The sequence below is a fragment of the Deltaproteobacteria bacterium genome (assembly GCA_021737785.1).
In the GTDB taxonomy this organism is placed as follows: domain Bacteria; phylum Desulfobacterota; class DSM-4660; order Desulfatiglandales; family Desulfatiglandaceae; genus AUK324.
This window is the reverse complement of the sequence record JAIPDI010000046.1, coordinates 1-24,824: the sequence shown is the minus strand read 5'-3', so window position 1 is coordinate 24,824 and position 24,824 is coordinate 1. Positions and strand designations below refer to the sequence as shown.

Here is a 24,824-nt window from a genome sequence, read left to right as displayed (position 1 = left end):
TATGAATGCGTTGGGAGAAACACTCAAACTGGATCGGCCGCTGGTCCTGGCGACCCGGAACAGAGGCAAGATTGCCGAGTTTGCAGAGCTGTTCAGTGGGACTGATATCGAATTAAGGAGCCTTGACGACTTCGGACCTATCCCGCCGGTCGTAGAGGACGGCGAGACATTTGAGGATAACGCCGTGATAAAAGCCCGGTTCACGGCAAGGGTGCTCGGATTGCCTGCCCTTGCCGATGACTCCGGACTGACCGTCAAAGCCCTTGGCGGGGAGCCCGGAGTTCTTTCCGCGCGCTATGCAGGGGAGGGCGCCATTGACCGGGAAAATAATCTCAGACTGTTAGACAGGATGAAGGGTGTAAAGGAAAGGGAAGCCGCCTTCATCTGTGTTCTCGCCATTGCCGTGCCACGGGGCCCGGCCCTCATATACGATGGAATCTGTGAGGGGGTTATATCGGAAGCGCTGACCGGCGGTGAGGGGTTCGGATATGATCCCCTTTTTTATTACCCTCCCTTGAAAAAGACCTTTGCCCAGATGACAAAGGCAGAAAAAAACCGTGTCAGCCACAGGGGAAAGGCCATGGCGGAACTCAAGGGGGAGCTGGAAAAGGTGTGCATCTGGCTGAGGCAAAGGCTGTCAGAGGAGCCATTCTGAGAATTTGTGTCACCTTTTTCCCCGGTCTGTCTCTAAAGTTGACAAAAGGGTTTTTCATGGCTATTATGTTAAAACACTTAAACAATAAGAATCCCAACAAGGAGGATAGTGGAATTATGTTAGAAGTTACTGAAAAAGCAAGTGAAATGATAAAGGATTTCCTGAAGGACAAGGAAGAGATACCGGCCATCCGGATCATGCTCTCCCAAGGCGGCTGATCCGGGCCCTCACTGGGCATGGCTCTGGATGAGTCACGTGAAAACGACGAGGTGTTTGATGACAAGGGTCTCACCTATGTGGTGGAGAAAGGCCTCTACGAAAATATCAAACCCATAAAGGTTGACTATGTCAATTCCCCTATGGGGTCTGGTTTTAATATTTCTTCGAGTATGCAGATGGGGGCATCATGCGGAGGTTCATGTAGCTGTTAATTCGCTGTTCCCCGCCATCAGCAATATAATCGCCACTTTCTGAAGACCCTCTTGAATCAACGGGTCATGCGGAAAGTGGCTTTTTTTATATCGATTACGTGCCATTGCCCATCAAAAGGCCCCTATCTGGCACGAAGTGATCTTGATGCCCAGGGCCTGGCATGCCGATGAGACCGCCATTTTTCGAAGGCCCAGGGATTTCGCGATGTTCCATGCGCTCACGCACGGCAGCCTTCCGTTTTCCAGCCTTTCTTTGATGGCCTCTTCGAGATCCGGCGATACTATTTCTGCCGGCTCGACGATCCGCTTTGCCGGCCGGTATCCGAAAAGCCCCAACTGGCACTTTGTAAGACGCATTTCGAGAAGATCCGCGACATGTCCCACCTCTCCCGGTTGGACGTCCAGATCAGATGCTATCTTGAATGCAACAGCGCATGGAAGTTCTCCGTTCGAAACTTCCTGCTTCAGGGCTGCTTCGATCTCTGGATTCGCCTTGGCGCCAGCCTGATGTTTCTTTGCGAAATGTCCTTTGTCCTTATCCGCGGCCATATCGTCCCCCATGATGACAATGATCTCAAGTTCCTTCAATATATATACCATATATACCATTATTTCCGAAAACTCAATCTGCCTGGCCTGCAACGCGCTTTACACTCTCCACAAAATGGAGTATCAGTTTTCCAAGGGCCGTGAATGACTAAAAGTGAGATCTTACCTGATGAACGGCCTGCACGTATGCATGTCGCCTCAGACAGGGGAAAAGGGCCGGATTGACAGAGCCGGGCCCGGCGCACAAACCCGACGAGGCAACGATGAGACGATTTCCGAGGTCTTTTGACCTGTGCGGCTCGGCCTTGCCTATTCTGAACAGCCATCCACCATGGGGAGCGCACGGGTGGGGTTTTTGCCGGAGGAGAGAAGCCATGATCAAAGAGAATGTCAGAAAAATTTTGGAGTCGCTCCCTCAGGGGGTACAGCTTGTGGCTGCTGTCAAGACACGGACTCCGGAAGAGGTTCTGGAGGCGATCCAGGCAGGGGTCACGATTATCGGGCACAACTATGTTCAGGAGGCGGAGGCCGCATTCCCGACCATCGGCCATCAGGCAAAATGGCACATGATCGGTCACCTTCAGTCCAATAAGGCCAGGAAGGCCGCAGCTATATTCGATATGATAGAGACGGTTGATTCCTTCAAACTTGCACGGGCCATCAATCAGGCCTGTCAAAGCATGCACACATCCATGCCCATTCTCATTGAGATCAACAGCGGTGAAGAATTGCAGAAGGCGGGGGTGATGCCCCGGGATGCCATGTCTGTGATCCGGGAAATTGCGGATCTGGAGAATGTCAAAATCGTGGGTCTTATGACCATGGGACCTTTCAGCGGGGATCCGGAGGATGCCCGGCCCTATTTTAGGAAGACGCGGGAGATTTTTGAGACCATTAAGAACGCCGGCATACCCGGTGTGGAGATGAAGAACCTGTCCATGGGGATGTCCAACTCCTATGGGGTGGCCATTGAAGAAGGCGCCAATATGGTGAGAATCGGCACAAGGCTATTTGGAGAGCGGGATGCCAGGCGGTGATTTGAAAAAGCAGGGAGATCGGATCTATTTTTCCCCTCGATTTTTCGGATTAGCTGCCACTACAAAGGCCGCGGCCCTTTCGTTGCATTCTTTGAGCCTTACGATCAGTGCATCGATCAGCAACTTGAGTTGAGGAGAAAGGGAGTCGTAGTCCCTGCGAAGAAGCTCGAAGTTCAGCACACCTAACTTGACAGGCCCATCCGCAGCGATCACTGAGGCGCTCCGTCCGTCCATGAACTTCCCCAACATGGCCATTTCTCCAAAAACGGCGCCTTGCTTCAGGGTATCCATGGTCACAATTCCCACTTCCGTCCTCTTGGTTACCTTTACCTGCCCAGCCAGAACAACATAGACCCAGTTGCCCCTGCTTCCTTCTTCGATTATAATGTCGCCGGATTCATAGGTCTCCTCCGTGGACAGGTACATCTGCATGAACGGCATTATGTCCATAGGTCAACCTCCTTATCAAGCCATCAAGAAAAAGCCGAGCACCTTCTTTGCATTTTCTGTCAATTCTATAAAAGTCATGCCTATCAGCAATTTGTTCGGCGTTTCACTCTGGTTGAGTGACACGATTTTGGCTTTCAATTCGAGATCTTTTCCGTTGGGCAAGACCGTATTTAAGATAAACAAATCGCTTTCCATATGAGAAAAACTTGATGCGTTCCGGACCGCTATCTCCATCCCGACTCCGCTGAGACTTATATCCTTGATTCGCCCTGACAGACGAGCCTTCGGCGACAGCGCGGCAGGTCGATAATAACACTCCAAGTCGACAGCCTTACGGTAATAGCACCGCTCGGAAACAAATGGATCCCGTTTCTCCGAGGCCTTCCGTCTCTTCTGTTCCTGGTCCGACAGCTGAACCAGGACTTGACCCATTCGGAGAAGACGGGTTAATAGCTGGTCGACTACATACTTGAGCATTGGGGGCATCTCCTGGTATTCCTTTGACAACATAGAGGGATGCCATACTTCGAGCTCAGTTTCTTCAAGTGCCCTGGCTGATGCGGAGCGGGTCTCCCGGTCCCTATTCAAAAAGGCGATCTCTCCGAAAATCTCGCCAGGATTCAAGGTCGTAAGGGCGATTTCCTTATCACCGGATTCCTTAAAAACAAAAACCCTGCCCTTAATGATTTTATAGATGGAGATCCCGTAATCGCCTTGCTTGATGATCAGATCTCCTTCCCGGTATGCCAAGCTGATAACTGGAAAGCGGTTTGGATGCGTGCCTGTCATTGTTTTCACTCCTTTGCCTGATGACGCCGCGCTTGCTACCACAACCATTGACAGAGCACTCCGAATTTTCTTTTTTTAGAGATTCTGGAAAGGAACCCCGAGGGCTTAAGCGTCCCATTCCCACTCATTTCATTCTGAAATCGCTTCGATTGTCAAGCGGAATATTGATTTCTCGGCCCCTTTTTCACGGGAAGTGCCCCCAACCGCCGACGATACTCAGGTCGCGGCATGGATGTTCTTATCCCGCACCCGGTCGATGGAAACTCGTTCCCGCAGGGAAGAGCAGTCTGTAATTGGCATCCATAAGGCATCAACCAGATCCGCTTTTCACACGAAAATTCTTGACCCAGGTTGGATGAACCGATTAGAACAGACTTACAACAGCAATCCGTTTGAGTCCTGTTGTCAAATGGTCTTTGTGCAATCCTGGGAATCGGTGTGCTGAAAGATGCGGGTTCCTTTTTTATGTGCCTGGGATTCGGACCCTGTTGGGACGTGTCCACTATGTACGTGGATCTACTATTCTCCTGGTGCGCGCATCATGGAGGTCAATATTTGGCATTCGCTGCAAAAGAGATGAGGCGCCTGATGGGGAAGGCCATTCACACCCATCAGATGATCCATGACGGCGATCACCTGCTGGTGGCAGTGTCAGGTGGAAAGGACAGCCTTTCTCTCCTGTGGCTCTTGCAGGAACGGATTCGACGGATTCCGATCCAATACCGGATCACTGCGGTCCACGTGGACCCGGGCTTCGGGACGGATTCGGCCGAACAGATGGGCCTCTTTTTCTCGACCCACGGCTTTGATTACCGGGTGATCAAGACTCAGATCGGCCCCCAGGCCCACAGTCCGGATAACCGGGAAAACCCATGCTTTATATGCTCCCGCATGAGAAGAAAGATCCTCTTTGAGCTGGCTGGAGAGATCGGCTGCACCCGGATTGCCTTCGGGCATCATAAGGATGACATCATCGAGACCTTCTTTCTGAACGTATTTTACGGTGCCTCCATAAGTACCATGCTCCCGGTTCAGGAGTTCTTTAAAGGAGCGCTTACGGTGATCCGACCCCTTTATTTGATCGACGAAGACCTTATTCAGCGGTATGCAAAGGCAATGGGATGGGAGCGGATCGAACTGGGCTGCCCGAGCGCGGGTTCATCAAAAAGGGAAGAAATCAAGGGCATGCTTCAAGGTCTTTACCGGTCAAACACAAAGGTCAAGGGAAATATCTTCCATGCATTGCAGAATGTAAACCCGGAATATCTTTTGTAAGAACAGGCTTCCCAAAGGAGTGTACCCATGGACGATGCAGAGATCCTGTCAAGAGTCGCCCTTTTTTCTCTGATGAAAAGACGCGATTTAAAGCGTATCGCAAAATTGGCGAAACATCACTCGTATGAAAAGGAAGACGTCATTATCAGGGAGGGCGAGCGCGACGGCCGCCTGTTTATTATCATTTCAGGGGAGGTAACCGTGGTAAAGGATCTGGGAGGGCCGTCTGAAAAGACCTTGAGGGTTCTCAGGGCCGATAACTACTTTGGTGAGATGGCCTTAATCGATGACTATGTCCGCACGGCAAGCGTCATCGCGCAGGCGGACACCGAAGTCCTTTCCCTGGACCAATGGAATATCCGGGAAGAGATCAAAAAATACCCGGCTATTGCCATTGAACTGCTCCAGACATTAGGGCGGCGTCTGAGAGGCGTCGAGTAGCAAAAGTCCCGCGGGTCTGACCGTGATCCATGGGAAGCCTGTGGAACGACTTTTTCAGGGCTCTCCCAACGGCCTTGTAAAGGTATATGTGGCAGGATCAACGACAAGTTTCTGTCGTGCCTCCTCCTCGTTTCCACCTGCCAGGGAAAAGGGGAGAGAGAGCACATAGAGCACGGCGCCCACAGCGGTCGCGGCGATTCCCAATGGACGTACGACCAGGAAATCCCCCGCCATGAAACCGGCTTTTTCATCCAGGTCTTGAAGGTGTTCCTGTGCCGGGGCTATCGCCGCAAAATGGAAAAAAAGCAGGGCTGAAATCAACACCGAGGCCATACCCTTTTTTATTTTTTTTTGCATGTCTTTCCTCCTTATCTCATCGGGATCCACCTCGTCCATCCCCGGACGGCGCTCCCACTGACCCTGGATATGAGAGTGACAGCGCTAGACGATTCTCTCGAAAACACAACGCTCACACAAAACGGTTCAAGGCTTCCAATCGAGAAGTGTAATCCCATGCGGCATCGAATTCCCGGCACCACCAGAGCGCGATACAATAGGGATATTCAGAGGCGGATCTTTCTTGATCAGACGAGTCCTCCGGCCGACCAAGGCTGCCCCCGAAAGCGCAGAAGGAGGGCCATCACCCCGGGGTTATGCCGCCATATAGACGCCTCGCGTGGTGGATTGAATCTTCCCCTGTTTTTTAAGTCTGAAAATCACGTTTCTTATGGTTTTTGTATCAAGGTCTGTTTTGCTTTTCAGCGCAGCCGTATCAATCCCCTTTTTCTGCCGCTTGATAATGCTCAAGACGGTGTCGGTGGCCGTTGCAGGGGCTTTCTTTCTGGCTGCGGACTTGCCAGCAGGCTTGCCAGCAGGCTTGCCAGCCTTTACGGGCCGGTTGGGGGCGGCCTTAACCTTCTCCGCCGCGTCCAATCGCTTTGCAATTTTTTCGGTCTTTTCTGTCAGTGCCTTTAGGTTCTTGATCACAGACTGCAGGTCCCTCTTTAATCTCTTCATTTTCATACCTCCCTTTTCCAAGATGCAAAGATAAATTATCAAATGTTCACAGGTCCCGGATTCTCTAATTCATGCCTGAAGTAATAAAGAGCCGTTTTGTTGACCCCGTGAATGGTATGGAAATCACACCGGAGAATCTATTACTACAGTTTTCAGGAAATTTCAACTAAAAAACAAATATTTACCGAAATGGTTCTCGGTGTTCCCATCCCATCTGCCGGTTAGGGTCGCTTCTTTTCCACGAAATGATGCAACTGGGTAGAAACATAAGAGCAGAAGCTAAGGATAAGTGCCGTTCCCACTTCGGCAGCAATTTCCGTCCGACTCCTTTCTTTGGCAGCGTGTTGGCCGTTTCCGTAATTCCCGTGGTGTGTCTGTGGAGAGGTATCATCTACTTCTTCTTTCACGGCACTATTTGACAGTGTGCTCTCTTGAAAAAAGGCCTTTGCCGTTTCGTAAGCAACATTGACTTCTTTCAATTTCTGCTCGGCCTTGTGCTTCAGGCGCGGATTCGCAGCAAAACGATCCGGGTGCCAGACATTGGCGATATCTTTATAGGCCTGGCGCGCATCATTCAGGGTCGCACCCGGTTCTAATTCCAGTATCTCAAAGGATCGTCGAATTGTCATGAATGCCAATGTCAGTTTCTCCGGATGGAGTGCTTGTGGTCACTATTCATCTGAAATGTAAAAATAACATACCCGAATCAGGAGGTCAACTGGAACATTATTAACTGTTATCCTTCTGATGTGCTTGACTTTTCGACTTTTTCCTGGTATTTGTTCAAAGCCTTTCAAATTATTAATAAAGCGTTTTGAGTTCATCCGGTTCTGGTATAATCAAAAGGATTACAGGAAAACGGTCCTGTTCGCTACTCAATGAAATTGCGGACCAAGGACGCTTTCTCTGTTCTGCTGCAAAAATGAATGCCCAAGCCGACCACGAGGCATGTTATGTTGATAGATCTGGAGGGCCTGGCCAGTGAAATCCAAAAAGAACCCTGGGCCAGAGGGGTTCCTGTAGGAAAGGACTTCTGGTCCATTTTAATGAAATGGATCGACGAACATGTATTATCGGAATTCCTTGATCGGCTTGTCACTCAGATCAATAAAATTGTGGGCATTGACGCGGATCTCTCGGAGCCGCAGATCCTGGAAAGTGCGACGCGGTATATGGTGGAACTCCTGGGCGCGCATTCGGCTTCGGTGAGGATATATGATCCTCAGACAGAACAGATGCTCTCTTATTGTTCCTACCCCTCAGCAGAGGAGGATCGCGAAACTTTTATCCCGTTGGACGGGAGCATCGCGGGTGAGGTGGTAAAGACCCGGAAGCCTTATCTGGTCCCCGATCTCTCGCATGAGGACCTCTACCATAACAAGGACGTCATCTATAAGAAACAGGTTCATTCCTTAATGGCGATCCCCCTTGAGATTCCCCGATTTTTTCCCCGGGAACGGGATACCATCGGGGTTATCCAGATTTATTATGCGGAGAAAAATCGAGAGTTCAGGCCGTTGGAGGTCCAAACCGCCAATACCATGGCCAAGCGTCTCAGCTTCGTCATTGCCCGGAAAAAGATCCTTTCCATGCACAAGATGGCTGAAAAACGGGAAACGATTGTCCACCATATATTCCGCAAGGTGGGTTCCCGAGGGGGTGTTAAACTGGCAGAGGTATTTAATCAGGTGGTGCCCGAGCTGGTGGATATCGTCGATCTCCAGAGCTGTACGCTGTTTTCAGTCGCCGAAGGGCTTGACCACGTCATCCTGGAGGCGGGATTTCCCGCTGAGGGAGGCTATCACACCGTGGGAAAGGTCTTTTCCGTGAGTGACGAGCCGGTTTTTGAGTTGCTTCTCCAGTTGAGGGAATATTCCGGGGATTCTCTTTATGAAGTGGTGACTCCCCTTTATATACTGGTGGTGGATCCGCAACGAAGTGATCTGATCTCTGAAAATCTCAAGCGGTTCGCGGCATTTCATCATATCCACTCTATCCTCTATATCCCTTTGGGTTACAATGGGGAGGTCACTCATTTTATGACCTTTGACGCATTAGACCAGCGACAGCGATATAGAGACGATGAGATCGATGTCTTTCTTTTTCTGGGGAGAGAACTCTTGAAGGCCCAGAAAATGGAACGGCTGGACGACGCGCTGCACGATTTCAAGAATCCCGCCATTGCCACTGCAGGCTTTGCGCGACGTCTCAAGGAAATTGTCGAAAAGGGTGAATGGGAACAATCAAAAGAACAGATACAAAAATACCTGGATATCTTATTGGAGGAGACAAGCCGCTTGCAAGAGCTGGCCATGAGCATTTACAGAGTTGGCGAGGAGCAGGACGTAAATCTGACGGACGTCGTCAAAAGGCGATTCGAGATTAACAAAGAAGCCATTAAAGAGCAGCTCAAGCCGAATGTGATATTGGCGGAGGGCCCCTATGCGCCGGACCTCCGGGTGAAGTGCCATGCGGTTCATCTGGAGAGGGTTCTGGACAATCTCTTGAACAATGCCACCAAGGCCATTCCGTTCAGGGGCGGAGAACTCGCCGTGAGGACCTACCAAGAGGGCGAATGGGCGTGTGCGGAAATCAGGAATACCGGAGAAATATCAGAGCAGGATCGTCAGAAAATCGTCGAAGGGGAGGGTGAGGGCCGGGGGATGTACATCACCTATCGAATCATCCGCCTGCTAAAGGGAAAGATAGAGATCCAGGCCGACAGGGGAACGACTATCTTTGTGGTTTCTTTTCCCCTCCACAGACCCTGAAGGGCCGGCCCTAATCGCTAAGAAAGCGGTGATCGGTTGTTTTTCTTTGTCATTGACCCGATAACGCCATTTATTTATAGTTATTCCAAATGAAAAAAATTCTTGAACATTAATTGGATTGCGTTCCCATGGTAAGTTCCATTACTGACAATACGAAATTAGATAAATATGTCGTCCGCTTTGAGACGGGCCAGACGGTTTTTCTCGAGGGCGATGACTCCCAGGATGTCTATATCGTGGTGGAGGGGAAAGTAGGCGTTTTTAAGGGGACCAAAGAAATAGCGGAAATATCGGGTGAAGGGTCCGTGTTCGGGGAGATGTCCTTCCTCTTGGGGGAGAGCAGGACGGCCACTGTCAAGGCGGTGACCGACCTCAAGGTCATAAAGCTTCCCAAGGAGGAAATCCCTAATTTTCTCATTGAATTTCCGGAGGCTGTGGGAGAATTTGCCAGGGATCTGGCCAAGCGGCTTCACGAGACCAGCCAGATCGTTTACGGGCTCAGGGAATTCTGCGATCAGCTTCCGGATGCGGTGATTCTGACCGATAAGAGCGGAAAAATTTTGTCGTGGAACCATGCGGCTGAAAAATTGTATGGCAGGGAAGAAGATCAGATGCGGTATACGCCCGTGGAAGAAATTTATGAAGACCCTGCCGCATACAGGCGCTTTCTGGAGGAAGTGATATCCAAACAGGCGGTGAGTGAAAAGACCCTCAGGGTCAAACATCCCAAAGAGGGGATACGCCATGTTTCCACAAGCACAACCGTCCTGTACGATGGTCAGCACAATTTTGAGGGAGTTCTGTTCCTGGGGAGGGATGTCACCCAGACAGAGATTGTGGCAAAACGATATCAACGCGTGAAACGATGTTTCATCCCATTATCTGCCCTGTTGGTCATGTTAGTGGCCGGCATTTTTTTCGGGTATCCCTATTTTTCAAAGGGGTACCACATCACCGATGTCAAAAAACAAGAGCTGAAGGATGACCTGGCCGTGGATTTCCGTCTGCTCCAGTCTTTGCTGGTGGAACCCTTTGAGGCCGGCGACCGGCAGGAGACAACCGATGTGATGAAAAGTTTTTTTGATGCCCAGAAGGGGGTCGATATCCCTGTTACAGGTCTGGTGCTGCTTGGGGAAGACAAGCGGGTATTCGACGCCTATTCCATCCTCCCCGGCGTCGATGGGGAGGCAATGATAGGGAGCAGTTATTCCGGCATCGATCTGGGTGAGGGGGAGCGGGCGCCCTATAAGGTGTTATCCCTTTACCGGGAACACAAAGATCACCCGATGGGAATTCGGTACACAGAAATTGCGTTCAGACTGAATGATGCGAATAGAGGATGGCTGATCTTTCAAATGGATATGGAGCTTCTTAAAAGCAAATATAATGCGGATGAAACGGATCTCAGGGTCTTCCGTTTTGAAGAGCTTGAATAAATAACGGAATGATCCGGCACTGACGATATGAAGATTCCTGAAACGTCCACGATGCCTCAGTATGAGGTCTCCGAAGATCCCCAAGGAGTCGTTACCCTCTCCATTCACGGGAACATGGATGCCGCCAATGCCGGTCCCATGATCAAAGCACTGTCGGCCCGTCTGAAAAAATACGCGATCTCTTCCTTGACCGTAGACCTTGAAAACGTGGATTACCTGGATGACTTTGGAACGCTGGTGCTGACGGAATTGAGAAAGATGGTGCCCCAGGGAAAGGCCGCGTTTCATGTCATTCACGCAAGCGACAAGGTAAGGGAGCTCCTTTCTCTCCTCGACTTTGATTCCCTGGATGAACAGATAACGATCCAGGAAAGGCGACCTCCGGGGGTATTCGTCCGGCTCGGCGAGACGGTCATTCAGCAGATTTCAGAGCTGAAATATTCCATGTCATTCATCGGTTCGATCATCCTTTCACTCATTCATGTCTGTGCAAGGCCCGGATCTCTTCGAAGGGGCGATACCCTGCTGTATATGCAGAGGGTGGGGGTGGACGGCCTTCCCATTGTGGCCCTCATCAGCTTTCTCATGGGATTGATCATGGCCTTCATGTCCTCGGTTCAGCTTCAGCAATTCGGCGCCAATATCTATGTCGCCTCACTGGTGAGTCTGGCCATGACCCGTGAACTGGGTCCGATCATAACGGCCATTATCGTCGCCGGAAGGTCCGGATCGGCCTTTGCTGCGGAAATCGGGACCATGAAGATCTCTGAAGAGGTGGATGCACTTTTCACCATGGGATTTAATCCCGTATTGTTTCTGGTCATTCCCAAGCTCATTGCGGCGGTGGTCATGGTTCCCATCCTGACACTTTTTTCAGATCTCTTTGCGATCATAGGAGGGCTTATTGTCGGGATCTCCATGCTGGATCTGACCGTCAATTCGTATATTGCCCAGACCATCAAGACCCTGACCCTCTTTGACGTATTCTGGGGCGTCCTCAAGAGCGGCATCTTCGCGGTATTGATCACCTGGGTAGGCTGTCTTCGAGGGTTTCAGGTCAGCGGCGGGGCCGCATCGGTGGGACAGGCCACCACGTCGGCCGTGGTCAGCAGTATCTTCCTGATCATTCTGTCCGACTCCATTTTTTCAGTCATACTTCGTTACTGGGGATAAAATTACAGAATGGCGAGGAAGCCGATTATTCAGGTAAAAGATCTCAAAGTGGGGTATGGTGATGTTATTATCCTTGACCAGGTCTCTTTCACCATATACGAAGGAGAGGTCTTTGGTATATTAGGAGGGAGCGGGTGCGGCAAGAGCACCTTGTTGAAGACGATTATCGGTCTTATCCCCCCCCGTTCCGGTCAGATCATTTTGGACGGTGATGAGGTTTCCACCGATGACGAGGTAAAACTCCAGGACGTACTGAGAAAGATCGGGGTTCTTTACCAGGGGGCCGCCCTGTTTGGTTCCATGACCATTGCTCAGAATGTGGCCTTGCCCATCGAGGAATACACCACGCTGTCCCGGGAATCGGTGAATACGCTGGTCCGGATGAAACTGGGCCTGGTCAATCTCCAGGGATATGAGAACCATTTTCCCTCGGAATTGAGCGGAGGCATGAAAAAGCGGGCAGGGCTGGCGAGGGCCATGGCCCTGAATCCGAAGATCCTCTTTTTCGACGAACCTTCTGCCGGCCTTGACCCGATCACATCCGCGGAATTGGATGATCTTATTCTCCATCTCAACAGGAGCCTAGGAACCACCATGGTTATTGTCACCCACGAACTTGAAAGCATCTTTACCGTGGCCCAGAGGATTATTATGTTGGACAAAGCTGCAAAGGGGATTATTGCTGAGGGCGATCCCGGGTATTTGAGGGATCACAGTCAGAATCCGTTTGTTAAGCGTTTTTTCAACCGCCGGGCCGCTGAAGAAAACGGCGATCAGAAGGGCACCGGATAATGGCTTCCCAGAGAACTAAATTTGCGGTCGGGCTGTTTGTGGTCAGCGGGATCGTCATAAGCTTGATGGCGATTGTCTGGCTGGGCATGTCCCGCTATCTGGGGAAGGGTCACTATTTTACAGCCTATTTTAATGAGTCGGTTCAGGGCCTGAATCAGGACGCCCCGGTCAAGTACAGGGGGGTGCCGATCGGCCGTGTGGAGAAAATTCGGGTGGCCCCGGATTCGAATCTGATAGAGGTTATCATGAAGATCGAGACAGGCCAGACCCTCGACCGGAGCTATGTGGCGCAGTTGAAAAACGTGGGCATCACGGGGAGCATGTTCGTGGAGCTGGATCGAAAAAAGCCGGGGGAACCGGACCGTTCCCCGCATATCAGCTTTCCTTCAGAGTACCCGATCGTGGCCTCAAGGCCTTCAGAATTGAGTCAGCTCCTCGGAGACCTCAATAGCGTCTTCACCCACATCAAGACCTTGGACCTCAAAGGGATTTCGGAAAAAATGAAACTAACCCTTGACAACATGAACGGGATGATGGCCGAGGTCGACGTCAAGGGCATCTCCGAAAAACTGAATTCGACCCTGGACGGGGCTGACCGCCTGATGGACGAGGAGAGGTGGGATCGTATCCTGGCCGCTATTGACCAGGCGGCCCAATCCATCAACCAATTAATGCCTCAGGCGGCGCAGACCATGGACCAGGCAAACAAGACCCTGGGAAGCGCAGAACGACTCCTGGCGGAAAACGAAAAAGAGATCCAACAGACCCTGGCGGGACTGGTCAGGGCCGTGGAGAATGCCAATATCCTGCTGGAAAAGGGGACGTCCTTTATCAGCAGAACGGATGATGCAGCTGTCCGGCTCATCGATCGCCTTTCGGTCAGTGCGCAGAACCTGGAGAGGGCAACGGACAGTCTGAATCAATTTCTGGAGGTGCTCGCGGATCATCCCTCCCAATTGGTTTTTGGTGAACCCCCGGCTGCCCGGATCATGGACCGGGAGGGAAAACACTCGCAAAATTAAGGGAACCCGTATGTATTCCAAGATAAAGATATGTTTTTTGTGTGTGAGCGTTTTATGTCTTACCGGGGGGTGCTTCAATTTCAAGCAACCGAGAAATCAGGTTCAATACTATATGCTCGAATACGCCTCTCCGGAGATAACAGACCTCGCGCCGCTCCCGGTGGCACTCAAGATCGAGCGTTTCAGCGTAGCTTCTGCCTACAATTCGAAACGAATCATCTACCGGGATGCGTCATTCAAGAGGGATGAATACTTTTATCATAAATGGCGTGCCAACCCGGGAGATATGGTCACCGACTTTCTCGGCCGGGATATTCGAAGTTCCGGTCTTTTCAAGGCCGTTTTGCCCCATGGAAGTGACTTTCCCTTTTCCTTCGTCCTGGAAGGATCGGTGGATGAGTTTGTGGAGTGGGATGGGCCAGACGGGTGGAAGGCGGTCCTGGGTGTCACCGTTGTCCTGATGGCGGCAAATGAGCCGGATGTCAGCAAGCGGGTTCTCTTCCAGAAGGCCTATCGTGTGGAGAAACCGTTCACAGAGAAAACTCCCCGGGGCCTGGCTCAGGCCATGAGCATGGCCATGGGGGATATCTCAACGGCCATTATCAGGGATGTCTATTCCGTTTTAAAGAAGTGATCCGGGTTAGGCTTTTTGCGTCGGTTCAGCCCCTGTAGGGGCAAATCCATTCTCACAGTCCCGCTCTGATCGGCACCCAGAGGAAACCACCCCTGGGTCCCCGCCGCCACATTGGAGACAAGCGATCGGGAAGGCACACGCAAATGGGGTTGCCCAGAAAAAACAAGCCCTTCCGAAAAAGGGCTTGTTGGGGTGCCTGTTTGGTTATGGTGCCGAAGGCGGGACTTGAACCCGCACGGGCGTCGCCCACTACCCCCTCAAGATAGCGTGTCTACCAGATTCCACCACTTCGGCAAGCATCTTCGTGCTACGGTTTATTTTCTGGGCTTTCGCTGCTCGGCGCCGGTGCAGTGCTCGTTTCGGCTGCCGGAGGCTGGGTGGGTGTCACATCCTCCATGACGGAAGAGGTGCTCCCCTGGCTGAAGAGAAACGAGAGACCCAGAGACGTCAGCATGAATACCACAGCGATGACTGTGGTCACTTTATGGAGTAAGGTGGTGGCGCCAGCGCTTCCGAAAACAGTCTGACTGGAGCCTCCAAAGGCCGCCCCCATGCCGGCACCCTTGCCCTTCTGCAGGAGTACAATCAGAATTAATGCCACACATACACAAATATGGAGGATGATGATGACCGGTATCATTTTAAATATCTCTTTCCGCCAACCCGCCCTGTCCCTGACGATCTGTTGGTGTCACTGTAATGGGATGTCCTGCTGCATGTCATGCAGCAGGTCTGGAGTCGCTTCCATCGGACGCATATTAACTAAAATGAAGTATTTTGCAACAAAAAAAGAACTTCATCACCTTTCATTATAACGAATAATCTGAACAAAAGAATCCCCTTTGAGGCTTGCGCCGCCGACAAGCGCCCCGTCAATGTCCGGCTCCGACATGAGATCGGCGATATTTTCGGGTTTGACGCTGCCGCCGTAGAGAATCCGCACCTGGGCCGCGCAGCCCGTATTAAAGGTCTTCTCTATCCATTCCCGGATAAACCGGTGCACCTCCTGGGCCTGACCCGGAGTTGCCGTTCTACCGGTTCCGATCGCCCACACCGGCTCGTAGGCCAGAATGGTGGATGGCCGCATCAATTGATCGGCTTTGTAGTTGTGAAATGATGCATCGAGTTGCGCCCGGATCACCTCAAAGGTCTGGTCGGCCTCGCGTTCCTCGAGGGTTTCCCCGACACATACGATCGGGATCAGGCCCAGAAACGTGGCGGCCTTCACCTTGAGATCGATTGTTTCACTCGTTTCCTTGAAGAGGATACGTCTTTCAGAATGCCCCAGGATGACATGGGTACAGGTGGCTTCCTGAAGCATCCTTCCGGATATCTCTCCAGTGAAAGCCCCGCTCATTTCCCAGTGCATGTTTTGTCCGGCCAGAAAAATTCGGGCGTTTCCAACAGCCTCCCTCACTTTCGCCAGATGGGTAAAAGGGGGCGCCACCAGGACATCGACCCCCTCAAGACCTTCAATCCCCTCCCCGATGCGCTTCACCAGCGCCGCTGCCTCAGCATGGCGCAGATTCATCTTCCAATTGCCGGCGATCATCGGCGTTCTTTGAAACATCGGTCAGTTCACTCCTTATTGGGCGGCCGCAAGTCTTGGGGCCGCCCGGTTGTATGGTTTTATGAACGATTCGCCATATGCACAGCCAGGTCGATCATCCGACTGGAGTATCCGAATTCATTATCGTACCAGGCCAGGATCTTGACCATATCCCCGATGGCCATGGTGGAGGGCCCGTCAATGGTAGATGAAACAGATGTTCCATTAAAATCTATGGAAACCAGGGGGGCATCGCTGAAGGCCAGAATGCCCTTGAGACGGGTCTCGGCCGCCTTTTTCATCGCCTCATTCACATCTTCCGCTGTAACCGATGTCTTCAATTGGGCGACCAGGTCCACCACCGATACATTGGGGGTAGGTACCCGGATGGCCATGCCGTTGAGCTTTCCTGCCAACTGAGGAAGGACCAGGCCGACGGCCTTTGCGGCGCCGGTTGTGGTTGGTATCATGGAGAGGGCTGCGGCCCGGGCCCTCCTCAGGTCCTTGTGGGGGAAATCCAGCAACCTCTGATCTCCGGTGTAAGAATGGGTCGTTGTCATCAACCCCTTTTCAATCCCGAAATTATCCAGCAGCACCTTGCACGGGGGGGCGAGGCAGTTCGTTGTGCAGGAGGCATTAGAGACAATATGATGATTTTCTGGATCATATTCGGTTTCATTCACCCCCATGACAATAGTGACATCCGGTTCCTTGGCGGGTGCGGAAATGATGACCTTCCCGGCGCCGGCCTTTAAATGACCTGCAGCCTTTTCCCGATCTCTGAAGAGTCCGGTGCACTCAAAGACGGTTTGAATCCCGAGTTCTCCCCATGGAATGTTCGCGGGGTCCTTCCGGGTAAATATCTCAATCTTTTTATTGTCAACAATAAGGGAGTTCTCGGAACTTGAGACCTCCGCCTTGAGAGTTCCATGCACAGAGTCGTATTTCAACAGATGGGCCAGCGTTGCAGGGTCGGTAAGATCATTTATTGCAACGAAATCGATCTGGGGGTTGTGAATCCCCGCCCTGAAGACCATTCTTCCAATCCGCCCAAAACCATTTATCCCCACTTTAAGAGACATCTTCTCCCTCCTTATCAGCAGTATGCCGGAACCCTCGTCCCCGGTCTAAGATTTAGGGTGATGATCACCCTTTTACCTGTGTTGTCCTTCAATCTTCAACTTGGAGGTTTCTCCCCAATGGGCGCCTCTGGCGGGATTCAGCCTTCCTTCCCGCCACCCCATCATTTCAGATCCACGGCACCGAAAATGGATACCAGAGGAACTTCCGAGACATCCAATTACGTCATGGCAGTGCCCTGGACATGAGGATGGCGTCTTCAGCGGTATCGGTGTAATACCGCAGTCTTCGGCCGACCTCCAGAAACCCCGCCTTTGCGTAGAGGGATTTTGCTGCGAGGTTAGAAGGTCGTACCTCTAACCAGGCCGTCTCTGCGCCTTCACTGATCCCTACCTCAAACATCTTTGACAGGAGCCGCCACCCTACACCCTTCTGTCGACAGGCCTTGTGTACGGCTATATTCAGCAAATGAACTTCACCTGCGAAAATCCAGAAGCAGATATATCCTGCCAGGGCATCATTGCTGGTGAGGACCCAGAAATGAGAAATCGTCCGGTCAATTTCACTTGAAAAACTGTTTTCGTCCCAGGGTGAGGGAAAGGAGCTGCTTTCAATAGCCAGAATGTCCCTTTGAAACCTGGGGAAATTCTCTCTGGTAACCGCTTCCAGACAACTCATGCGGTTTTCAACAGTTTGCGGGCCAAGGTGATGCTGCGCTTCCCTGCCTGCTCTGCCTTTTCACCCAACTCCCCCAATGTCAGACGATCCCGGTCATTGGAAACGGCGATCACCATCGGCAGATTGACGCCTGTTAATACTTCGACTTTCTCATCATTCAGAAAAGAAAGGCTCAGATTGGAAGGCGTGCCGCCAAACATGTCGGTAAGTACCAGAACGCCCTGTCCTTGATTGAGCGCCCGTATCTTTTTTGAGATCTCTTCAAGTATCTCGCTGCTTTCCGTCGTCTGGGTGATGGAAATGGAATCGGCTGCTTCCAGCCGTCCCACAATGAGTTCAGCCGCGTTCAAAAGTTCTTTCCCCAGATCACAGTGTGAAATTATCAGGAGTCCGATCATCGGCCAGATAAAACCTCGGCAGGTGGTTCGATGTTTTTGTTAAGGAGCTCGGCATGCTGTCCACAATCAGCTACGTTTCTTCATCTGATTGAATAATGGTCTGGTACAGCTCTTCTTTTGTTTCGGCCTGCATCAGCTCTTTCCTGAAAGCACTCTTTTTCAACATCTTGGCGATTCGGGTCAGTACCTGAAGGTGTACGCCGGAAGAATTTTCAGGAGCCAGGAGAAGAAAAAAAAGATACGCGGGCTGTCCGTCCATGGAATCAAAATCGAGTCCCCGCTTGCTCCTTCCAAATGACACGATAGGGTGCTTAACAGTATTCAATTTACCGTGTGGGATGGCCACGCCATCACCGATGCCCGTGCTCCCGAGGTGCTCCCTCTCGACAAGGACCCGGACGAGCATTCTCTTGTCGATGTCCGGATGATGACTTGTAATCACCTCGGCCAATTCCCCCAAAACACCCTTCTTATCTCTTGCCCTGAGTTCGGGTATGATTTTGTCTATTGTAATTATTTCAGATAGTTTCATCATATAAACCGGATCATCCCATTCTGACTTGCCTTTTTATCATTTATATTCCGGGCAGTCTGGGTGCTGTAAAACAGTAAATCATCATCCTCCGGCATTCACAGGCCAGCATATCCCCCAAGGCGGCCTGACGGCCGCAACCAAAAAGGTATGGGTGCAAATCCCGTAAATTTTCCGAGCACTTACCCATAAGGCGCCAACTTCTCGGCATATTGTCCCGCAATGCGGGGTTACAGACACGGCGTCTAAACCGATGCGCATTCAGGAGATTCTAATTTTCAGGCTCAATAAGCCCGAGATCTCCGTCGCCACGTTTATAGATGGCATTTATTTCCCTGGATTTGGCATTTCTAAATACCAGGAAATCCTGTTTCAGCAGGTTGAGCTGCATGGCTGCTTCTTCGGGATCCATCGGTTTGGCAAACATCTTTTCCACCACGATGGCAGGCTCGTCATGAGCCAGCCCAACGATGTCAGCGGCCTCTTCATTCACTGATTCGGATTCGGCCTTGGGGCTTTCCTGGCGGTGACTCTTTATCTTGGAGAGATGTTTTTTGACCCGGTTTTCGACCTTGTCCATCACCTGGTCGATGGCCGAATACATATCCCCGGTTTCCTCAACCGCCATTATGGGGGTGCCGTTCAGGCTGAGGGTCACGTCTGCTATATGTCGGAATTTCTCAACAGTCAATACAATGTGGGCTTCCAAAGGAACGTCCAGGTATTTTTTTAACTTGGACACCTTCTCTTCGGCGTATGCCCGGAGGCTCTCAATGGGTTCCGTATGCCTGAATGTCACCGTAATTTCCATAAGGCTTCCTCCAGATTAAGAATAAAAAAAATGAATAATGGACAGTCGAACGTCTCCCGATAGATGAACTCGCGATATGCATACACCCCACGGGCCGGCATCCTAAAGGTGCGATCTCGATAACGGATCCCTTCGCTTTCTCGATGGGAGAATACCCATGGACTCTCTGTATTTGGCAATGGTGCGACGGGCAACATTAATGTTAAGTCTCTTCATCATATTTTCAATCTCTTTGTCGCTGTAAGGCCGTGCCTTGTCTTCGCTTTTGATGAATTTGCGAATCTGCGCCTTAACGCTTTCAGATGCAAGGTCATCCCCGTCAAGTCTGCTGATGGAGCTGTTGAAGAAGAATTTCAGTTCAAAAAGACCCTGTGGCGTATATACATATTTGTTGGTGGTGACCCGGCTCACAGTGGACTCATGCATCTCGATGTCCTCTGCCACATTGCGGAGCACGAGGGGTCTGAGATGCGCAATCCCCTTGTCGAGAAATGCTTTTTGAAAGCGAACGATACTCTCCGTCACTCGAAACAAGGTCCGTTGACGCTGGTGAATGCTCTTTATCAACCAGGCGGCGGATCGCATTTTTTCCTGAATATACGTCTTTGTATTCTCCGAAATAGGGGTCTTATTCTGAAGGATTTGCCTGTAATACCCATTAATCCTCAGTTTGGGCAATCCGTCCTCATTTTGTACGATTTCATAATCATCGCCGACTTTAAAGACATAGATATCCGGGGTGATATAGATGGTTTCCTCGTTTGAGTAAACCCTTCCGGGCCGCGGATCCAAGGTCTGAATAACAGAGAGGGCGGAAACAATGTCCTGAAGGGGGAGGGAAAGGGTGCTCGCAATCTTATCATAATTCCTGTTTTCCAGATCCTTCATATGATCCATGAGTATGGTTTCCACCAGACTCCCGCCGAGATTATGGAATCTGGCCTGGATGAGCAGAGACTCCCGCGTGTCCCTCGCGGCCACGCCCACCGGATCGAAATTCTGGATCAGGGAAAGTGTTTCCGTCACCCTTTCAGGAGAATGTCCCGTAATCTCGCAGATCTCTTCCAGTGAGATGTCCAGGTACCCATCATCATCGAGATTTCCGATGATCTGAATTCCGATTTCTCTTTGATCCTCGTCAAGGCTGCTCATATTGAGCTGCCAGGTCAGGTGTTCTGGAAGATTGGTTTTGGTGTCGGTGATATTGTCAAAATTGGGGACGTCTCTTTCCTCGTAACGGGTTTCAGCCCACCCGGTATTGTATTCGGTGATATAGGTCTCCCAGTCCACATCATCCCGGGCCCGATCCTCTACCATTACTTCAGGGATTTCGGAAGACTCCCGGACCGGTTCATCTTTTACGTCATCTTTATCCTCGTCCTGCTCGGATTCCCCTGCCATCAGTTCTTCCAGTACAGGGTTTTCCTCTATCTCCTGTGAAATGGTTTCAAGAAGTTCGAGCCGGGAAAGCTGAAGAAGCTTAATCGCCTGCTGCAACTGGGGAGTCATGACCAGCTGCTGAGCAAGGCCCAATGATTGTCTTAATTCTAACGCCATAACGAATTCACAAGTTGAAGTTGTCTCCTAGGTAAACGCTCCGGGCGATATCGCTTTTTACGATTGTGGCCGGGGAACCCTGTTCAATGATCATTCCCTGGTTGATAATATAGGCGGTGTCACAGGCGCTTAAGGTTTCCCGGACGTTATGGTCCGAGATGATAACGCCAAGGCCGCGCTCTTTCAACTGTCTGATGATTTGCTGGATATCATTTATGGCAAGCGGGTCAATTCCAGCAAAGGGCTCATCCAGCAGCATAAATCTCGGATTTGTAATCAGAGCCCTGGAGATTTCAAGTCTTCGGCGTTCTCCGCCGGAGAGGGAGATGGCCTTCTGTTTGGCCAGATGCGCGATGCCAAGCTCTGCAAGGGCATTATCCAGTCGCAATTTTCTTTCATGAACCGGAACATCCAGCAGTTCCAGGATCGCCAGGAGGTTCTGTTCCACGGTCAATTTCCTGAACACAGAGGGTTCCTGCGCCAGATAACTGATCCCTCTCCTGGCCCTCCGATACATCGGATCACGGGTGATGTCAGCGCCGTCCAGGAAGACCCTCCCCTCATCCGGATGAGCGAGTCCCACCACCATATAGAAGGTCGTGGTCTTGCCGGCGCCATTGGGACCCAGAAGACCGACGATCTCCTGGCGTTCCACCACAATGTTTACATGATCGACAACCCGCTTTCCGCTGTAACCTTTGACCAGGCCTTGTGCCTGGAGCGTATCATTTGCCACGGTTAAGGGCCCTGCCCCTTGGCCTTTGTGGGAAATATCACGGCCCGCACCTTCTTGTCCGATGAACTCTCTACGACACTTCGATCCTCTTTTAAAAAGAGTGTGATTCGATCGCCCTCCACCGAACTGTCCCCTTGTTTCACCACCGGTTTTCCGGTAAGAACCAGTTTTTCATCCTGTTGATAATACACCGCTTGTTCACCGGTGGCAATCCCGCCTTCGGCGCGAACGATTTTGACGTTTCCGCTGGCAACGATCTTCTCGATTTGGGCTGCAAATTTTTCGGTTCCCTTTTCGGCGGGGGATTTTGCATAGTGAACCACCATCTTTTGACAGTAGACGGTAAAATCATCCCGCTGCGCATCCACCTCTCCCGTAAATGTGACAGTCCCCTTCTTGTCGTCCGCCTCCAGCGTGTTGGAATGGATGATCATTTCCCCCTGGCCGGTCTCCCGGGGTTGAGGGAGAGGGGTCTCCGATTGAGCAGGGCTGGATCCAACCGCCGGCCATAACAGAATGGCGCAGCAAAGTACCAGAGAATATTTAAAGGCTCTCATGGGGTTTCCGGGTTTCCCTTTAAAGTGGTGGTGACGTCTGACAATATGCGAATCGTTTCATTGGGCAGATCTGCCACAAGGCCTTGGCCCTTCACGGTGAAGAATGGTCCGGATATCCTGACCGGCCGATCGGTACTCAACCGCCCGAAGTTATCGCTGACCAGCAGATATTCCGTAAAGATTTGATAGTCGTTGCCGTAAAGACCTTTCAGCTCTCCCCAGAGTTCGATCTGATTAGAGTCCTTGAAATAATTCCCCCGTTTCCCGCTCAATTTGAAACCGGGTCTTGCCTCGGGCTCAACCATCAGGTCAAAGCCATAGAATCGTACAACCTTCTTATCCTCTGAGAGCCGGACTTCCTCCGCGTCGAGCACCCATTTTATCTTGTCTTCCGGATCATTCTGGCGATAATGGATATCCTCCAGCTTGAGCCCCTCGCCCGACACCATATCTTTTAAAAGTGCGGTTGTCTTAACCAGCTCTTTCCCCGATTTTGCAAGGTAAAAGGCCACGATAAGGAGCAACGCCCCTAAACCCAGGAGGGGCCAATGTCTCTTGAGAAGAATTTTCATAAAATGGCAGAGGTACTATATCAACCTCCGGTGAGTTCTGTAAAGCCGTTTTTGGGCCATTCCCCTTGTCGTTTCAGGATCCATTCGCACGCCTCCCGCACTGCACCATGCCCCCCTTTTTTGCAGGTTACGAGATCAGCTTTTTGGCGAACCTCCTCGGCTGCGTCGGCAACCGCGATGCGAAGACCTGTTTCCCTGAACATGGCCAGATCAGGGAGATCGTCCCCGATGCATCCGGCCTCCGCTTTCTCAATTTCCTTCTCTCTGAGAACCTGCCTGCACACGTCCCCTTTGTCTGCACTCCCTTGATAGAGCGCCGTAATCCCCAGCTCTCTGGTCCGATGGGCCACCGCCCCCGATGCCCGGCCGGTGAGGATCACCACCTCAATTCCTGCAGCCATCACCATCTTCAATCCCAGGCCGTCTTTTACACAGAACGATTTGATTTCTTCTCCCTCTTGGTTCATGGTAATACGGCCGTCCGTCAAGACGCCGTCCACATCCACAAACAATATTCTGATCTTGTTCGCTTTATTCACCACTGTTATTCACCACTGCTTCTCCCGACCTGTATACCGTTGCCCATAAGGAGAGGTCCCTTGCTTGCAGCGCCCGATGTCCTTATATCGGAGTCACCCATCTTGTTACCGGGAGATCCATGTTCCGGTTTTATGGGCAAGACCTCCGGCCAGTTGTGAGCTGTTTTAAAAAGCGGCCGGGAAGGGGAGGCTCGGTTCAACAGGAAGAAAATGAATTCAGTCTCTTACGAGGCCATGAATATCCTTGAGCATACGCAACAACGGCTCAATGTCACAAAGAGGCATCGAATTGGGCCCATCACACAAGGCTGCATCGGGATCCGGATGGATCTCCATGAAAACTCCGTCCGCTCCGGCTGCAACCGCGGCCCTGGAGAGATGGCTGACAAAATCCCTCTGACCGCCTGAACAGGTTCCCTGACCTCCCGGAAGCTGTACACTGTGAGTGGCGTCAAAAATCACCGGAAAATCGAATCGTTTCATAATGGCGATGGAGCGCATGTCCACCACCAGGTTGTTGTAGCCGAAAAAAGAGCCCCTTTCGGTCACGAGGATACGATGGTTTCCGGTGGAAGTCACTTTTCCAATGATCGGGCCGATCTCATCGGGGGAAATAAACTGGCCTTTCTTGATATTGACCGGCAGGCCTGTCCGAGCCACGGCCGTGATAAGGTCGGTCTGCCTGCAGAGAAATGCAGGAATCTGGATCACGTCAAGAACCCCTGCGGCCCTTTCCACCTCACTGATCCGGTGGACATCTGAAAGTACCGGCAAGCCGGTCCTTTCTTTTACCTTCATCAATATTTCCAGGCCTTTTTCCACTCCAGGCCCCCTGAAAGAATCTATGGAGGTCCGGTTGGCCTTATCATAAGAACTCTTAAAGATGGTGGGGATTCCGAGTCTTTCACTGATTTCTTTCAAAGACTCAGCGATCTGCACCGTCGTTGATTCGTCCTCAATAACACACGGTCCGGCAATCAGAAAAAAGGGGCCGCTGGTGCTGACGGTCAGCTGACCGATGGTCATCCTATTCTTCATTTCACAATTTACCGAAAACCTGCCGATCCACCCTCGACAGGAGGCGGAAGGGTGACATGTTATTTCTCACCTGAGGATGGCCAAATCCATGTTGAAAATCGCCCCTGAAAAACATTGTGAGAACCCTATCCCAAGGCGGGATGAAAGTCAAGGAAGGTGAACATCTTCTGGAATTCCGATATAAGGATTGAACGAGAAACTGGGTTATCAAGAGAAAGCCCCGCTACTTTGTCAGGGATTCTGAGTTATGGTCTGAGCCGTGTATTTGGCATAGACCTGTTCTCGGGTGATATTGAGTTCCTTTG

At 51.3% G+C, this 24,824-nt stretch carries 30 protein-coding genes and 1 tRNA gene; 11 read left to right on the top strand and 20 right to left on the bottom strand.

Annotated elements, in window-relative coordinates; genetic code table 11:
- Positions 1-28: 28 nt before the first annotated feature.
- Positions 29-655 carry an XTP/dITP diphosphatase gene (locus K9N21_18980; GenBank protein MCF8145997.1) on the top strand — a complete coding sequence of 209 codons (627 nt, stop codon included), beginning with the start codon at positions 29-31 and terminating at the stop codon, positions 653-655.
- 116 nt (positions 656-771) lie between these two features.
- Positions 772-1,086, top strand: a complete 315-nt coding sequence (locus K9N21_18975) for an IscA/HesB family protein (protein MCF8145996.1) — start codon at positions 772-774, stop codon at positions 1,084-1,086.
- Positions 1,087-1,197: 111 nt separating this feature from the next.
- On the opposite strand, the gene K9N21_18970 is transcribed toward K9N21_18975, so the two are convergent.
- Complete coding sequence (locus K9N21_18970) at positions 1,198-1,566, bottom strand: hypothetical protein (GenBank protein ID MCF8145995.1); 369 nt, start codon at positions 1,564-1,566, stop codon at positions 1,198-1,200.
- A gap of 443 nt (positions 1,567-2,009) precedes the next feature.
- Here K9N21_18970 and K9N21_18965 point away from each other — a divergent pair, with 443 nt between their 5' ends.
- A complete protein-coding gene (locus K9N21_18965; GenBank protein MCF8145994.1) occupies positions 2,010-2,672 on the top strand; it encodes a YggS family pyridoxal phosphate-dependent enzyme in 663 nt (220 codons plus the stop codon).
- 24 nt (positions 2,673-2,696) lie between these two features.
- Here the strand turns inward: K9N21_18965 and K9N21_18960 are convergent, their stop codons facing one another.
- Positions 2,697-3,122 carry a cyclic nucleotide-binding domain-containing protein gene (locus K9N21_18960; protein ID MCF8145993.1) on the bottom strand — a complete coding sequence of 142 codons (426 nt, stop codon included), beginning with the start codon at positions 3,120-3,122 and terminating at the stop codon, positions 2,697-2,699.
- A gap of 15 nt (positions 3,123-3,137) precedes the next feature.
- Positions 3,138-3,911 carry a cyclic nucleotide-binding domain-containing protein gene (locus tag K9N21_18955; protein ID MCF8145992.1) on the bottom strand — a complete coding sequence of 258 codons (774 nt, stop codon included), beginning with the start codon at positions 3,909-3,911 and terminating at the stop codon, positions 3,138-3,140.
- 555 nt (positions 3,912-4,466) lie between these two features.
- Between K9N21_18955 and K9N21_18950 the strand changes: the two genes are divergently transcribed.
- Positions 4,467-5,186: a tRNA 2-thiocytidine(32) synthetase TtcA gene (locus tag K9N21_18950; GenBank protein ID MCF8145991.1), complete on the top strand. Its 720-nt coding sequence runs from the start codon at positions 4,467-4,469 to the stop codon at positions 5,184-5,186.
- Positions 5,187-5,213: 27 nt separating this feature from the next.
- The gene (locus K9N21_18945; protein ID MCF8145990.1) at positions 5,214-5,627 is read left to right on the top strand and encodes a cyclic nucleotide-binding domain-containing protein; all 414 of its coding nucleotides are present in this window, start codon (positions 5,214-5,216) and stop codon (positions 5,625-5,627) included.
- Positions 5,628-5,681: 54 nt separating this feature from the next.
- Here the strand turns inward: K9N21_18945 and K9N21_18940 are convergent, their stop codons facing one another.
- The 3 genes from K9N21_18940 to K9N21_18930 all read right to left on the bottom strand — a co-directional run bounded on the left by K9N21_18940 (position 5,682) and on the right by K9N21_18930 (position 7,282).
- Positions 5,682-5,984: a hypothetical protein gene (locus tag K9N21_18940; GenBank protein MCF8145989.1), complete on the bottom strand. Its 303-nt coding sequence runs from the start codon at positions 5,982-5,984 to the stop codon at positions 5,682-5,684.
- Between the two features lie 294 nt (positions 5,985-6,278).
- A complete protein-coding gene (locus K9N21_18935; GenBank protein MCF8145988.1) occupies positions 6,279-6,644 on the bottom strand; it encodes a hypothetical protein in 366 nt (121 codons plus the stop codon).
- Between the two features lie 221 nt (positions 6,645-6,865).
- Entirely contained in the window at positions 6,866-7,282 is a 417-nt protein-coding gene (locus tag K9N21_18930) for a J domain-containing protein (GenBank protein MCF8145987.1), read from the bottom strand.
- A 315-nt stretch (positions 7,283-7,597) separates the two neighbouring features.
- Between K9N21_18930 and K9N21_18925 the strand changes: the two genes are divergently transcribed.
- The 6 genes from K9N21_18925 to K9N21_18900 all read left to right on the top strand — a co-directional run bounded on the left by K9N21_18925 (position 7,598) and on the right by K9N21_18900 (position 14,472).
- The gene (locus K9N21_18925; protein ID MCF8145986.1) at positions 7,598-9,415 is read left to right on the top strand and encodes a GAF domain-containing sensor histidine kinase; all 1,818 of its coding nucleotides are present in this window, start codon (positions 7,598-7,600) and stop codon (positions 9,413-9,415) included.
- Positions 9,416-9,543: 128 nt separating this feature from the next.
- Positions 9,544-10,851 carry a cyclic nucleotide-binding domain-containing protein gene (locus K9N21_18920; GenBank protein ID MCF8145985.1) on the top strand — a complete coding sequence of 436 codons (1,308 nt, stop codon included), beginning with the start codon at positions 9,544-9,546 and terminating at the stop codon, positions 10,849-10,851.
- 51 nt (positions 10,852-10,902) lie between these two features.
- Entirely contained in the window at positions 10,903-12,024 is a 1,122-nt protein-coding gene (locus tag K9N21_18915) for an MlaE family lipid ABC transporter permease subunit (protein ID MCF8145984.1), read from the top strand.
- A 9-nt stretch (positions 12,025-12,033) separates the two neighbouring features.
- Positions 12,034-12,816, top strand: coding sequence for an ATP-binding cassette domain-containing protein (locus tag K9N21_18910; GenBank protein MCF8145983.1), 783 nt, complete (start codon positions 12,034-12,036; stop codon positions 12,814-12,816).
- Complete coding sequence (locus K9N21_18905) at positions 12,816-13,838, top strand: MlaD family protein (GenBank protein MCF8145982.1); 1,023 nt, start codon at positions 12,816-12,818, stop codon at positions 13,836-13,838. The genes K9N21_18910 and K9N21_18905 overlap by 1 nt, the downstream gene beginning before the upstream one ends.
- Before the next feature lie 10 nt (positions 13,839-13,848).
- Positions 13,849-14,472 (top strand): PqiC family protein, encoded by a 624-nt coding sequence (locus K9N21_18900; GenBank protein MCF8145981.1) that lies wholly within the window; start codon positions 13,849-13,851, stop codon positions 14,470-14,472.
- A 207-nt stretch (positions 14,473-14,679) separates the two neighbouring features.
- Here the strand turns inward: K9N21_18900 and K9N21_18895 are convergent.
- From K9N21_18895 to kdsA, 14 genes are all read right to left on the bottom strand, one after another.
- Positions 14,680-14,766 (bottom strand) — tRNA-Leu (locus tag K9N21_18895).
- 13 nt (positions 14,767-14,779) lie between these two features.
- Positions 14,780-15,112 (bottom strand): preprotein translocase subunit SecG, encoded by a 333-nt coding sequence (gene secG, locus K9N21_18890; GenBank protein ID MCF8145980.1) that lies wholly within the window; start codon positions 15,110-15,112, stop codon positions 14,780-14,782.
- 159 nt (positions 15,113-15,271) lie between these two features.
- Positions 15,272-16,042 carry a triose-phosphate isomerase gene (tpiA, locus tag K9N21_18885; GenBank protein MCF8145979.1) on the bottom strand — a complete coding sequence of 257 codons (771 nt, stop codon included), beginning with the start codon at positions 16,040-16,042 and terminating at the stop codon, positions 15,272-15,274.
- 59 nt (positions 16,043-16,101) lie between these two features.
- On the bottom strand, positions 16,102-17,103 hold the full coding sequence (gap, locus tag K9N21_18880; protein ID MCF8145978.1) for a type I glyceraldehyde-3-phosphate dehydrogenase: 1,002 nt from the start codon (positions 17,101-17,103) through the stop codon (positions 16,102-16,104).
- A 223-nt stretch (positions 17,104-17,326) separates the two neighbouring features.
- Positions 17,327-17,779 carry a ribosomal protein S18-alanine N-acetyltransferase gene (rimI, locus tag K9N21_18875; GenBank protein ID MCF8145977.1) on the bottom strand — a complete coding sequence of 151 codons (453 nt, stop codon included), beginning with the start codon at positions 17,777-17,779 and terminating at the stop codon, positions 17,327-17,329.
- Positions 17,776-18,177: a PTS sugar transporter gene (locus K9N21_18870; GenBank protein ID MCF8145976.1), complete on the bottom strand. Its 402-nt coding sequence runs from the start codon at positions 18,175-18,177 to the stop codon at positions 17,776-17,778. The genes rimI and K9N21_18870 overlap by 4 nt, the downstream gene beginning before the upstream one ends.
- Before the next feature lie 70 nt (positions 18,178-18,247).
- Positions 18,248-18,709, bottom strand: coding sequence for a PTS sugar transporter subunit IIA (locus K9N21_18865; protein MCF8145975.1), 462 nt, complete (start codon positions 18,707-18,709; stop codon positions 18,248-18,250).
- Positions 18,710-18,980: 271 nt separating this feature from the next.
- Positions 18,981-19,520, bottom strand: a complete 540-nt coding sequence (raiA, locus tag K9N21_18860; protein ID MCF8145974.1) for a ribosome-associated translation inhibitor RaiA — start codon at positions 19,518-19,520, stop codon at positions 18,981-18,983.
- 102 nt (positions 19,521-19,622) lie between these two features.
- A complete protein-coding gene (gene rpoN, locus K9N21_18855) occupies positions 19,623-21,077 on the bottom strand; it encodes an RNA polymerase factor sigma-54 (protein ID MCF8145973.1) in 1,455 nt (484 codons plus the stop codon).
- Between the two features lie 7 nt (positions 21,078-21,084).
- A complete protein-coding gene (gene lptB, locus K9N21_18850) occupies positions 21,085-21,813 on the bottom strand; it encodes an LPS export ABC transporter ATP-binding protein (GenBank protein MCF8145972.1) in 729 nt (242 codons plus the stop codon).
- 2 nt (positions 21,814-21,815) lie between these two features.
- Positions 21,816-22,370 carry a lipopolysaccharide transport periplasmic protein LptA gene (gene lptA, locus K9N21_18845; protein MCF8145971.1) on the bottom strand — a complete coding sequence of 185 codons (555 nt, stop codon included), beginning with the start codon at positions 22,368-22,370 and terminating at the stop codon, positions 21,816-21,818.
- Entirely contained in the window at positions 22,367-22,942 is a 576-nt protein-coding gene (gene lptC, locus K9N21_18840; protein ID MCF8145970.1) for an LPS export ABC transporter periplasmic protein LptC, read from the bottom strand. The genes lptA and lptC overlap by 4 nt, the downstream gene beginning before the upstream one ends.
- A 20-nt stretch (positions 22,943-22,962) precedes the next feature.
- Positions 22,963-23,484, bottom strand: coding sequence for an HAD hydrolase family protein (locus tag K9N21_18835; protein ID MCF8145969.1), 522 nt, complete (start codon positions 23,482-23,484; stop codon positions 22,963-22,965).
- 213 nt (positions 23,485-23,697) lie between these two features.
- Positions 23,698-24,519: a 3-deoxy-8-phosphooctulonate synthase gene (gene kdsA, locus K9N21_18830; GenBank protein ID MCF8145968.1), complete on the bottom strand. Its 822-nt coding sequence runs from the start codon at positions 24,517-24,519 to the stop codon at positions 23,698-23,700.
- Positions 24,520-24,824 lie beyond the last annotated feature (305 nt).